Annotated in this window: 9 protein-coding genes; all 9 read right to left on the bottom strand. The window is 55.6% G+C overall.

The window, feature by feature from the left end; genetic code table 11:
• Positions 1-2 precede the first annotated feature (2 nt).
• Positions 3-1,820 (bottom strand): translational GTPase TypA, encoded by a 1,818-nt coding sequence (gene typA / locus AMM41_RS10910; RefSeq protein ID WP_089957597.1) that lies wholly within the window; start codon positions 1,818-1,820, stop codon positions 3-5.
• Positions 1,821-1,833: 13 nt separating this feature from the next.
• Positions 1,834-2,814, bottom strand: coding sequence for a tRNA pseudouridine(55) synthase TruB (gene truB / locus AMM41_RS10905; protein WP_089957594.1), 981 nt, complete (start codon positions 2,812-2,814; stop codon positions 1,834-1,836).
• Positions 2,815-2,816: 2 nt separating this feature from the next.
• Positions 2,817-3,191, bottom strand: coding sequence for a 30S ribosome-binding factor RbfA (rbfA, locus tag AMM41_RS10900; RefSeq protein WP_089957593.1), 375 nt, complete (start codon positions 3,189-3,191; stop codon positions 2,817-2,819).
• Entirely contained in the window at positions 3,192-6,230 is a 3,039-nt protein-coding gene (infB, locus tag AMM41_RS10895; RefSeq protein WP_089957590.1) for a translation initiation factor IF-2, read from the bottom strand. It abuts the gene before it with no gap.
• 26 nt (positions 6,231-6,256) lie between these two features.
• Positions 6,257-7,741, bottom strand: coding sequence for a transcription termination factor NusA (gene nusA, locus AMM41_RS10890; protein WP_089957588.1), 1,485 nt, complete (start codon positions 7,739-7,741; stop codon positions 6,257-6,259).
• Positions 7,742-7,812: 71 nt separating this feature from the next.
• Entirely contained in the window at positions 7,813-8,376 is a 564-nt protein-coding gene (gene rimP, locus AMM41_RS10885; protein ID WP_089957584.1) for a ribosome maturation factor RimP, read from the bottom strand.
• 155 nt (positions 8,377-8,531) lie between these two features.
• The gene (locus AMM41_RS10880; protein WP_089957581.1) at positions 8,532-10,136 is read right to left on the bottom strand and encodes an ABC transporter ATP-binding protein; all 1,605 of its coding nucleotides are present in this window, start codon (positions 10,134-10,136) and stop codon (positions 8,532-8,534) included.
• A complete protein-coding gene (locus tag AMM41_RS10875) occupies positions 10,133-11,188 on the bottom strand; it encodes an ABC transporter permease (RefSeq protein ID WP_089957578.1) in 1,056 nt (351 codons plus the stop codon). The genes AMM41_RS10880 and AMM41_RS10875 overlap by 4 nt, the downstream gene beginning before the upstream one ends.
• Positions 11,185-12,222 carry a microcin C ABC transporter permease YejB gene (locus AMM41_RS10870; RefSeq protein WP_089957575.1) on the bottom strand — a complete coding sequence of 346 codons (1,038 nt, stop codon included), beginning with the start codon at positions 12,220-12,222 and terminating at the stop codon, positions 11,185-11,187. The genes AMM41_RS10875 and AMM41_RS10870 overlap by 4 nt, the downstream gene beginning before the upstream one ends.
• Between the last annotated feature and the right edge of the window lie 135 nt (positions 12,223-12,357).

Below are 12,357 nucleotides of genomic sequence, written 5' to 3'. Positions count from 1 at the left end.
GATCACTTGTTGCGCTTGCGGTCGCTTTCCTTGAGGAAGCGCTTGCGCAGTCGCACGCTCTTGGGCGTGATCTCGACCAACTCGTCGTCCTCGATGAACTCGACGCCGTATTCCAGTGTCAGGTCGATCGGAGGCGTGATCTTGATCGCGTCTTCTTTGCCGGACACGCGGAAGTTGGTCAGCTGCTTGGTACGTGTAGCGTTGACCACCAGGTCGTTGTCACGGCTGTGGATGCCCACAATCATGCCTTCGTACACGGGATCGTTCGCCTTGACGAACATGCGACCGCGGTCGTCCAGCTTGCCCAGGGCGTAGGTGAAAATTTCACCGTCGTCCATGGAGATCAACACACCGTTTTTACGGCCACCAATGTCACCCTTGTGCGGCTCGTAGCTGTCGAAGATGTTCGAAATCAGGCCGGAACCACGGGTCAAGTTCAGAAATTCGTTGGTGAAACCGATCAAACCACGGGCTGGAATGCGGTATTCCAAACGGACACGACCACGGCCATCGGGTTCCATGTTGACCAGTTCGCCTTTGCGCTCGCCCAAGGCTTGCATCACGCCGCCCTGGTGGGTTTCTTCGATGTCAGCCGTGACCAGCTCGATGGGCTCATGACGCTCACCATTGATGTCACGGAACACCACGCGAGGCTTGGAAACCGCCATCTCGTAGCCTTCACGGCGCATGTTTTCCAGCAAGATGGTCAGGTGCAATTCACCACGGCCCATGACTTCAAAGATACCTTCTTCATCGGTTTCCTTGACGCGCAAAGCCACGTTGTGTTGCAACTCTTTTTGCAGACGGTCCCAGATTTGGCGGCTGGTGACGAACTTGCCTTCACGACCGGCCAATGGCGAGGTGTTCACGCAGAAGTTCATGGTCAGCGTGGGCTCGTCCACTTTCAGCATGGGCAAAGGTGCTGGGTTGGCGTTGTCGGTCACAGTGACGCCAATGTTCAGGTCGGCAATGCCGTTGATCAAAACGATGTCACCAGGACCGGCTTCGGTCACTTGTACACGGTCCAAACCTTGGAACTTCAGCACCTGGTTGACGCGACCTTTGATGGCTTTTCCGTCCGGGCCTTCCATGACGACCACATCCATTTGCGGCTTGATCGTGCCTTGGCTGATGCGGCCCACGCCGATGCGGCCAACGAAAGTCGAGAAGTCGAGGGCAGAAATTTGCAGCTGCAAAGGTGCTGCAGGATCACCCTTTTGCGGTGGAACGTGTTTCAGCACAGTGTTGAACAAGGCCGACATGTCGGGGCCCCACTGCTCACCAGGCGCGCCCTCTTCGAGCGATGTCCAGCCGTTGATACCGGAGGCGTACACCACGGGGAAGTCCAGTTGCTCGTCGTTCGCACCGAGTTTGTCAAACAGGTCAAATGCGGCGTTCACCACTTTGTCGGGGTTGGCACCGGGCTTGTCAACCTTGTTCACCACGACGATGGGCTTGAGGCCCAAGGCCAAAGCTTTTTTGGTCACGAAGCGGGTCTGTGGCATAGGGCCTTCTTGGGCATCGATCAACAAGACCACACCATCGACCATGGACAAAGCGCGTTCGACTTCGCCACCGAAGTCCGCGTGACCGGGGGTGTCCACGATGTTGATGTGGGTGCCTTCCCAGCTCACAGCGCAGTTTTTGGCCAAAATGGTGATGCCGCGCTCACGTTCGATGGCATTGTTGTCCATCACGGTGTCCACGATTTTTTCGTGATCGGCAAAGGTACCAGACTGACGCAGCAGTTGGTCCACCATGGTGGTTTTACCGTGGTCAACGTGCGCGATGATGGCGATGTTGCGAATTTGCTTGCTCATGCTTTCTCTTCCTTTAAACCTGCTCGGCCAGCAATGGCGCGTTGACAGGTGATTTTTCCAAAATCTGTTGAATTTCGATCGGGCTCAACAATCGACCCGGAATCAACTCGCCGCCATGCACATGTGCTGTTCCCAGCAAGGCACGAGGATGCTCTCCATACACCACGACTTGATCACAATCAACCCAAGGGCCGCGTCTGCGCACCCCGCTCAAAAATTTCCCGGCATTTTCGCTGTCCAAGCTGACCGGGGTGTAGTCCGGCAGCAGCACATCGACCGGCTGCAAAGCCGCCAGGCGCTGGGATTCATTCATGCTCTCGAGTGCGGACAAGGTCACACACTGGGCTTCATCAAAAGGTCCAGTGACCACACGGCGCAGAGCGCTCAAATGGCCACCACAACCCAGAGCCTCTGCAATGTCTTCACCCAAGGTTCGGATGTAGGTGCCTTTGCTGCAGCGAACACGCAATCGCAAATAAGGCGCATCGCCATGAAGCTGCATGTCCAGCAGATCCAGATCATGGATCACCACGTTTCGCGCTTCGCGCTCCACGGTTTCACCTTCCCGGGCATATTCATACAGGGCCTTGCCGTCTTTCTTCAAGGCACTGTACATCGGAGGCACTTGACTGATAGGCCCCATGAAACGATCCAAAACTTCAACCACTGTACCCGCTGTACATGACACTTCGCGTACAGAGATCACATCCCCTTCGGCATCGCCCGTGCTGGTTTTCAAACCGAGTCTCACGGTGGTTTCGTAGGTTTTGTCAGCGTTCAAATGCTGTTGACTGAATTTGGTGGCAGCCCCAAAACACAGGGGTAAAACACCTGTGGCCAGGGGGTCCAGGGTTCCGGTATGTCCTGCTTTTTCAGCACGAAGCAACCACTTGGCCTTTTGCAAAGCCTGGTTACTGGAAAGTCCCAAAGGTTTGTCGAGCAAAAGCACCCCATGCACAGGGCGCCGTTGCACCCGTGTGCGTGGCGTGTTCATGCTCAGTCCTCCTGGGCGCGAGACGACACAGCCTTGGCGATCAATGCGTTCATGTCCGACGCACGCTCAGTGGTGCGATCAAACAAAAAATGCAAGGTCGGCACAGTGTGAATGTGCAAGCGTTTGAACAAACCATTTCGCAGAAATCCTGCGGCCGCATTCAAACCTTCAGTGGCGTCTTCGGGTTGACCTGTCAACACACTGAAATAGACCTTGGCATGGGCGTAGTCTGGCGTGACCTCGATCGTGTTGATGGTGATCATGCCCACACGCGGGTCTTTCAACTCGCGCGAGATCAACTCGGCCAGATCACGCTGGATCTGGTCGGCCACGCGAAACCCGCGATTGGGAACAGAGGACTGCTTTTTACGCGCCATTTACAGCGTTCTCGCAATTTCCTTGACATCGAAGAATTCGAGGTAATCGCCTTCTCTGATGTCGTTGTAGTTTTTGAGTTTGATACCGCACTCGAAACCTTCCTTGACTTCGCGAACGTCGTCCTTGAGGCGCTTGAGCGAATCGAGTTCACCGGTGTAGATGACCACGTTGTCACGCAACAAGCGGAACTTGGCGCTGCGGGTGACTTGACCCGAGGTGACCATACAACCTGCCACCGTGCCAATTTTGGACGCCACAAACACGGTCCGGATTTCGGCCATGCCCATGATTTCTTCTCGCTGCTCGGGTGCCAACATGCCGGACATGGCGGCCTTGAGTTCATCCACAGCGTCATAAATGATGTTGTAGTAATGAATGTCAACGCCATTGCCTTCGGCAGTTTTACGGGCTCCCGCATCGGCTCGCACGTTGAAGCCAATCACAATCGCCTTGGACGCGATGGCCAAGTTGATGTCTGATTCACTGATACCACCCACACCGGAGTAAACCAGTTGGACTTTGACTTCTTCGTTGGACAGCTTGAGCAAAGAGGCACCGAGGGCTTCTTGCGAACCTTGTACATCGGCCTTGATGATGATGGGCAGCATCTTGACTTCGCCAGCCGACATGTCGGTGAACATGTTTTCGAGCTTGGCGGCTTGTTGCTTGGCCAACTTGGTGTTACGGAATTTGCCCGCACGGTAAGTGGCAATTTCGCGGGCACGGCGTTCGTCGCTCATGACCATGAATTCGTCACCTGCTTGGGGTACTTCCGTCAGGCCTTGAATTTCAACAGGAATCGATGGACCCGCGGACTTGATGGTCGCGCCGTTTTCGTCCAGCATGGCACGAACGCGACCAAAAGTCTGTCCAGCCAACACCACGTCACCGGTGTTCAATGTTCCGGATTGAACCAAGATGGTGGCCACAGGCCCACGGCCCTTGTCCAGACGCGCTTCGATCACCAAACCTTTGGCTGCAGCTTGAACGGGAGCCTTGAGTTCAAGCACCTCTGCTTGCAACAAAACTTGTTCGAGCAAGTCATCAATGCCCATGCCCGTTTTGGCAGACACCGACACAAAAGGAGAATCGCCACCAAACTCTTCGGGAACCACCTCCTCGGCAATCAGTTCTGCACGAACACGCTCGATGTTGGAATCGGGCTTGTCCATCTTGTTGATGGCGACCACGATGGGCACGCCAGCTGCTTTGGCGTGCTTGATCGCTTCTTTGGTTTGGGGCATGACACCGTCATCACCGGCCACCACCAAAATGACAATGTCGGTCGCTTGTGCACCACGGGCACGCATGGCCGTGAAAGCCTCGTGACCCGGAGTGTCCAAGAAAGAGATCATGCCGCGAGGTGTTTCGACGTGGTAAGCACCAATGTGCTGCGTGATGCCACCGGCTTCGCCCGAAGCCACTTTAGCGCGTCGGATGTAATCGAGCAGCGATGTTTTACCGTGGTCAACGTGACCCATGACCGTGACCACAGGGGCCCGGGGCAGGGATTCGGCATGCTGATCCAGCACCTCATCGTCTGTGAACGCTTCTGGATCGTCCAGTGCGGCGATCACGGCTTTGTGGCCCATTTCTTCCACCACGATCATGGCGGTATCCTGGTCCAAGGGCTGGTTCATGGTGGCCATCTGACCGAGCTTCATCAAATGTTTGATGACCTCGGACGCCTTGATGGCCATTTTGTGGGCCAATTCAGCCACCGTAATGGTCTCTGGCACGTGAACTTCCAACACGCGCACTTCAACGGTTGCTTGCTGGTTGTGACCTTCATCACGGTCGCGTTCGTTGCCTCGACGGCCACGGGGACCGGTACGCCAATTGTTGCGACCCACACCACCACTGGTATCACCACGTGTTGGAATGGCTTTTTTCTTGGCCGGATCTCCAGCCCAGCTGGAAGACAACTTGGCAGATTTGACTTCTTTGTTTCCACCAGCGGGCGCTGCAGGCGCAGAAGCGGGTGCGGCTGCTTGACGAGCCCCAGCAGCGGGCGTCCCGGCTGGTTTGTGCAAAGTCCCTTTCACCGCGGCTTTGGGCTCGACTTTGGGCTCTTCTTTCTTGGCGACCAACACCCGTTTGGGTGCGTTCATCATGTTTCGAATGGCTTCGGCTTCGGCCAATGCTTTGCGACGACGTGAATCCAGGTCCAAAGCGCGTGCTGTTTCCTCATCGGCCTTGGCCTTGGAGTCTGCAGCCGCTTTTTGTGCTGCAGCTTGGCGGGCATCTTGCTCTGATTTGGCTTTGGCCGCTGCGATTTCGGCTTGCTCAGCTGCTTTTGCTGCCGCAATTTCTGCTTGCTGGGCTGCTTTGGTGGCTGCCAGGGATTCTGCAGACACAGCAGGAGCTGCCGGTGCATGCTTAATCTGAGCTGCGGCATTGATGCTGGCCGCTTCTGCACGTGCAAGTTGCTCACGCTCTTGACGGCTCAGTTGAGGCTTGGGAACAGCTGCTTGCTGTGCGGCTTGGGCAGCGGCTTTTGCAACAGATTCGGCCAAAGCCTTGGCTTCAGCAAGCGCTTTGGCTTCTTGCGCAGCAAGTTCTTGCTTTTGCTTGGCTTCTTGCTCTTCGCGCAATCGGCGTTTTTCAGCCAGCTCTTCTTCTTGGCGCTGAATCAATTCGGCTTGGTGCCGAGCTTCTTCTTCGCGTCTGGCCAAATCGGCATGATCAACTTGGGGCGCAGTGGGCTCCTGAGGTGATGATTCGGCCGTTTGTTCATCATCACGCTTGATCAATGTGCGCTTTTTACGCACTTCAACCTGGATCGTCCGGGCTTTGCCCGAAGCATCAGCTTGTTTGATTTCACTGGTTGATTTTTTGACCAGCGTGATTTTTTTGCGATCACCGGTCACGGTCCCATGACTGACTTGCAAATAACTCAGCAATTTTTGCTTGTCAGCATCGTTGAGCGTATCGCTGACAGAGTTTTTGGCAACGCCTGCTGATCGCAATTGATCAAGGAGGACATCGGCAGATTTTTTGAGTTCATTGGCGAACTCGGCAACAGTGGTACTGGACATAATTTTGTTCAAGCCTCCATCAGACTTCAGGCCTGGCCAGCGAACCAATGTTCGCGGGCTTTCATGATCAGGGCGGTCGCCTCTTCAGCAGTCTGAGCAGTGATGTCAGACAGTTCGTCGGTGGCCAAGTCAGCCAAATCTTCACGGGTATGGATACCCGCTTCAACCAGCTTAGAAATCAGCTCAGGCGTCAAGCCTGGCAGGTCGCGCAAATCTTGGGAAACGTCTTCAACGCTCTCTTCTCGCGCAATTTCAAGGGTCAACAAAGCATCTTTCGCACGGGTGCGCAGCTCGTTGATGGTGTCTTCGTCGAAACTCTCGATTTCCAGCATCTCTTGGATGGGCACATACGCCACTTCTTCGAGACTGGCGAAACCTTCACCGATCAAGATGTCGGCAATTTCTTCGTCAACGTCCAGTTTTTCCATGAACAATTGACGGATGCCGGTGGTCTCTTCGGCCTGCTTTTGTGCAGATTCAGCCGCATCCATGATGTTGATTTTCCAGCCCGTGAGGTCAGAAGCCAAACGGACGTTTTGACCGCCACGGCCAATTGCGATGGCGAGGTTCTCTTCGTCCACCACCACATCCATGGCGTGCTTTTCTTCGTCAACAACGATCGATTGCACGTTGGCCGGAGCCAAAGCACCAATCACAAATTGGGCAGGGTCTTCGCTCCACAACACAATGTCAACTCGCTCGCCAGCCAATTCGTTGGTGACCGCGTTCACACGTGTGCCCCGCACACCCACACAGGTGCCGATGGGATCGACGCGTTTGTCATGCGACAAAACAGCGATCTTGGCGCGTGAACCTGGGTCGCGTGCGCAAGTTTTGATTTCCAGCAAACCTTGCTCAATTTCTGGCACTTCTTGACGGAAAAGTTCAATCATGAACTCGGGTGCAGAACGTGACAACAAAATGGGGGCGCCGCGCAGTGTCAGGTCCACTTCCATGATCATGGCCCGCACACGATCGCCGCTGCGCAGGTTTTCTTTCGGGATCATTTCACTGCGGCGAAGTCGACCTTCAATGCGTCCCGATTCGCAAATGATGTCGCCTTTGTCCATGCGTTTGACCGTGCCGACAAAAATCTTCTCGCCCCGGGACATGAAATCATTGAGCAGCATTTCACGTTCTGCGTCACGAATTTTTTGCAAGATGACTTGCTTGGCCGCCATGGCTCCGATTCGGCCAATTGGAACCGACTCAATTGGCTCTTCGATGTATTCGTCAACTTCGATGTCAGGAATTTGTTCTTTGGCTTCGAACAACAGAATTTCCTGCTCGGGCAATTGCAAACCCGCTTCATCGGGCACCACGTGCCAACGTCGAAAGGTCTCGTAGTTGCCACTGTCACGATCAACCGCAACCCGAATGTCCACTTCACCGACGTACAGCTTTTTGGTCGCTTGTGCCAAAGCGGCTTCCACGGCCCCAAAAACCACGTCGCGCTCAACGTTTTTTTCTCTTGAGATGGCCTCAACCAACATCAACATTTCGCGATTCATGACTCGACTCTCCTGTTCCACTGAGGCCTTTAACGAGGCCCGATATAAATATTCAAAACCCGACCAATCCGTCAGGCTTCAATTTTTGGCTTGCGCCCTTTGAAATCCACCACAGGTGCAAGACGCGCCTCGCGCAGTTCGTCCAAGGTAAAACCCAGCACATTCAAGGGCGCTGGAATTCGTTTTTTGCTGATTTTTTGACCAGGCTTGACGGGTGGCTCTTCGCTCCAGACGATTTGCCAGCTTTGACCTGAGGCGTCACGCTCAAGCGTTCCGCGAAATTTTTTGCGTGTGGGATTGACCATGCCAGCGGCGTTCTCACCCATAGGCACTTTCAGAGTGATGTCAATCAACTCGCCGACGAAACGCTCAAAGTCTTGAGCATTGCGCAAGGGACGATCAATGCCTGGGGAAGAAACTTCAAGGCGGTTGTAGGTGACGCCATCGACTTCGAGCGCAAACTGAAGTTGTCGGTTGACTTTTTCACAGTCTTCGACGTTGATGAACAATTCAGATCCGGGTTGCCAAGGGAAATCAATGGTGATGCGCAGCAAACCGCCCGCTGTGCGGTCAATTTCAACCAGGTCATAGCCCAGGCCGGTCACGGTTTCTTGAACAATTTGCTGCAATGCCACAGAGCTTCTGAATGTCAACGTTAAAAAAGAAAGACCCAAAAAAAACGGGCGGTGAAAACCCGCCCGTTTGGTCGTGAAGCCATTATTCTAGCTGAAAATTGCGCTAAGTGCGTGATTATTAAGGAAAACGATGGGCAAAATACCCAGTACAGCCATCAGCCGTCAGGGAAGGCGGCCAGCAAACTGCGGGTGTAATTGTGCGCAGCTTGGTTCAACACCTTGTCGGCAAGCCCCATTTCAACAATGTGCCCCGCTTTGAGCACCATGACCCAATGGGCCATGGCCCGTAGAACATCGATGTCATGGGTAATCATTAAATAAGCGATTCTGCGGTTTTTTTGCAATGTCTGAAGTAAGCTCAAAATTTGCTTTTGTACCGTGACATCCAAGGCACTTGTGGGCTCATCCAAAACAAGCAAGTCTGGCTCCACCACCAAAGCACGCGCCAATGCGATGCGTTGGCGTTGCCCCCCAGAAAACGCATGAGGATATCGGTTCAGCAAGTCTGGAAAATCGGCCGTCATCAGACCCACTTCAGACAAAGCAGACACGACTTGCGCCTCAATCTCCGGCTCAGACAGGTGCGGCCGGTGCAGTCGCAAGCCTTCCGAGACGATTTCACCCACGGTCATTCTTGGCGACAGACTGCCAAATGGATCTTGAAAAACAACCTGAACCTTTTGACGCAAAGCTTTGTCACGCCCAGGACTGCCCTGCCAGGATTTGCCCTCAAATGTCAGCTCACCTCCGTAAGGCATCAGACCCAAAACCGCCATAGCCAGGCTGGACTTGCCTGAGCCCGACTCGCCCATCACACCCAATGTCGTGCCTGGCAGGATGCTGAAATCTGCGCCGTGCAAGGCCGTGAAATGTTGTTTCTTGAACCAACCGCGAATGCCAGGTGTGGCCATGGGGTACTGAACTCGCAGACCTTTTGCCAGCAACAATGGCGAGGGGGATGGGATTGGGGCCTCTGCCAATCCATCGCGACTGGGGCGGCTGTCGAGCAGTTTTTGGGTGTAAGGATGTTGAGGGTTTGAAAACACCTCCATCAAACTCCCCTGCTCCACAAGCACGCCTTTTTCCATCACCGCCACCCGGTCGGCGAAGTGGCGCACCAAGGCCAAATCGTGGGTGATCAGCAGCACGGCCATGCCGGTTTTTTGCTGCAAATCGGCCAAAAGCTGCAACATCTGCAGGCGCAAACTGGCGTCCAATGCGGTGGTGGGTTCGTCGGCCAGCAGCAGCTTGGGCTCGGACGCCAGAGCCATGGCCATCATGGCGCGTTGGCGTTGGCCGCCCGACAACTGGTGCGGGTAAGCCCCAAAACGGCGCTCCGGGTCGTCGATCCCGGTTTCGGACAACAAATGCACGGCCCGCGAATCGGCATCGCGCCGATTCAAGAGCTTTTTGAGCTGCAGCACTTCCGAGATTTGCGACCCTACCGTCATCAGGGGATTGAGCGCCGTCATGGGCTCCTGAAAAATCATGGCAATGTCATCACCTCGGATGCGTTGCATCTCGGCAGGCGTTTGCTTTAGCAAGTCCCGGCCTTGCCACAGCACCTGGCCCGACAGCTCAGCAGATTCCAACAAACGCAGCACCGACAGCGCGGTGACGGATTTGCCCGACCCCGACTCGCCCACCAAAGCCACCCGCTCGCCGGGCTGGATGCTCAGGTTCACGCCATGCACCACCGCCTGCCCGCCAAAGGCGATGCGCAGGTCTTTCAGTTCGAGCAAAGCTTGTGATGTGCTCATGCGTCCACCTTTCGCGGGTCGAGTGCGTCGCGCAAGGCGTCGCCCATGAAAGTCAAGAGCAGCAAGGTCACCACCAGCACCACAAAAGTGGACATCGATATCCACCAGGCGTCGATGTTGTTTTTGCCTTGGGCCAGCAACTCGCCCAAAGACGGTGTGCCCGGTGGCACGCCCAGGCCCAAAAAGTCCAGCGAGGTCAGGGCCAAAATGGCGCCGCTCATGCGAAACGGCAAAAAGGTCACCACCGGGGTCATGCTGTTGGGCAGCACATGCCGCCACATGATCTGCCAATGGCCCAAGCCCAGCGCACGCGCCGATTTGACGTAATCAAGCTGCCGGTTGCGCAAAAATTCGGCCCGCACATAGTCGGACAAACCCATCCAACCAAACAGGCCCAGCAGCAAGAGCAGCAAACCCACGCTGGGCTCGAACACGGCCGAGAAGATGATGAGCAAATACAACTCCGGCATGGCGCTCCAGACTTCGATGAAGCGCTGAAACACCAGGTCGGTCTTGCCCACAAAAAAGCCCTGCACCGCGCCGGTCAATACACCCAGCACCACACCAAACAAGGTGAGCGCCAATGCAAACAGCACTGACACCCGAAAGCCATACAGCAAACGTGCCAAGACATCACGACCCCGGTCATCGGTGCCCAGCCAGTTGCGGGCCGTGGGCGGGGCCGGGTTGGGCAAAGGCGCGAAATAGTCGAGCGTGCTGTGATGGTAGGGGTTGAAGGCCTGCAAAGCCCAGTTGTCGCCCTTGTGCAACTGCTGCTGAATAAAGGGGTCAAGGTAGTCGGCGGGTGTCTCGAAATCCCCCCCGAACACTTTTTCAGGCAAGGTCTGCACCACCGGGAAATACCATTGCCCCTCAAAACGCACCACCAAAGGCTTGTCGTTGGACAAGAATTCGGCCCCCAAGCTAAGGACAAACAGGATGAGAAAAATGAGCAGGCTGCCAAAGCCCAAGCGGTTGCGTCTGAAGCGCTGCCAGGCCCGGGCCGAGGGGGACATCTGCTGCGGGGGTGCGGTGGTGTTGGCTGCGGTCATTTGTCGAACTTCACGCGCGGGTCCACCCACAGGTAACACAGGTCACTGATCAGCTTGGTGACCAGACCGATCAGGGTGAACAAATACAAAGTGCCCAGCACCACCGGGTAGTCGCGCCGGATCACGGCCTCGTAACTGAGCAAACCCAGGCCGTCGAGCGAGAACAGGGTTTCGATGAGCAAGGAGCCCGTGAAAAAAGCGCCGATGAAGGCCGCAGGAAACCCCGTGACCAGCGGGATCAAGGCGTTGCGCATGACATGGCGGTACAAAACGCGGTTTTCACTCAGGCCTTTGGCGCGAGCGGTCAGCACATACTGTTTGCGGATTTCTTCCAAAAATGCGTTCTTGGTCAACATGGTGATGACGGCAAACGAGCCGAGCACACTGGCCGTGACCGGCAAGGCGATGTGCCACAAATAATCCACCACTCTGGCGCCCCAGCTCAGCTGCTCCCAGTTGGACGAGGTCAGGCCGCGCAGCGGAAACCACTGCAGTTGACCGCCAAAAATCACCAGCAAGGCCACGCCCAGCACAAAACCCGGAATGGCATAACCCACCAGCACCAGCAAGCTGGTGAGCGTGTCAAAACGCGTGCCCGCCCGCACCGCCTTGGCGATCCCCAAAGGCACCGACACCATGTAACTCAGGAAAAACGTCCACAAGCCCAGGCTGATGGACACAGGCAACTTTTCCTTGATGAGGCTCCAGACGTCTTTGGGGTAGAAAAAGCTCTTGCCCAAGTCGAACTGCGCAAACTGCTGGAGCATCATCCAAAAACGCTCGGTGGGTGGTTTGTCAAAGCCGTAAAGCGTTTTGATTTCGGCAATGCGGGCGGCGTCCACGCCCTGCCGGCCGCGGTAGCCGCTGCCCGCTGCGGCTGCGCCCTCCCCGCCTGTGTCACGGCCTTGCAGCTGAGACACCATTTGCTCGACTGGGCCGCCGGGCACAAACTGGATCACCACAAAGGTCATCAACAACACCCCGAACAAGGTCGGGATCATCAGCAGCAAGCGTTTGAAAATGTAGGCCAGCATGGTTCAAGGGGCCTTTTTGGCTGGTTGAGCCGCTGTGGAGGGCGATGGGCCAGGCGCGCTTGTGGCGGTGGGGGGCCACCACACAGTGGTGACCAGTTTTTYAGGTTGATAAAAMCGAGGCAAATCGGCCGGACG

Origin of the sequence: Limnohabitans sp. 2KL-3, from assembly GCF_001269405.1 — a bacterium.
In the GTDB taxonomy this organism is placed as follows: Bacteria; Pseudomonadota; Gammaproteobacteria; order Burkholderiales; family Burkholderiaceae_C; genus Limnohabitans_A.
The sequence above is the reverse complement of the archived record's forward strand: the minus strand, read 5'-3'. Positions and strand labels throughout refer to the sequence as shown.

Coding starts and splice junctions, on each gene's coding strand:
- typA (WP_089957597.1), bottom strand. CDS start 1,820: ATGAGCAAGCAAATTCGCAACATCGCCATCATCGCGCACGTTGACCAC.
- truB (WP_089957594.1), bottom strand. CDS start 2,814: ATGAACACGCCACGCACACGGGTGCAACGGCGCCCTGTGCATGGGGTG.
- rbfA (WP_089957593.1), bottom strand. CDS start 3,191: ATGGCGCGTAAAAAGCAGTCCTCTGTTCCCAATCGCGGGTTTCGCGTG.
- infB (WP_089957590.1), bottom strand. CDS start 6,230: ATGTCCAGTACCACTGTTGCCGAGTTCGCCAATGAACTCAAAAAATCT.
- nusA (WP_089957588.1), bottom strand. CDS start 7,741: ATGAATCGCGAAATGTTGATGTTGGTTGAGGCCATCTCAAGAGAAAAA.
- AMM41_RS10880 (WP_089957581.1), bottom strand. CDS start 10,136: ATGAGCACATCACAAGCTTTGCTCGAACTGAAAGACCTGCGCATCGCC.
- AMM41_RS10875 (WP_089957578.1), bottom strand. CDS start 11,188: ATGACCGCAGCCAACACCACCGCACCCCCGCAGCAGATGTCCCCCTCG.
- AMM41_RS10870 (WP_089957575.1), bottom strand. CDS start 12,222: ATGCTGGCCTACATTTTCAAACGCTTGCTGCTGATGATCCCGACCTTG.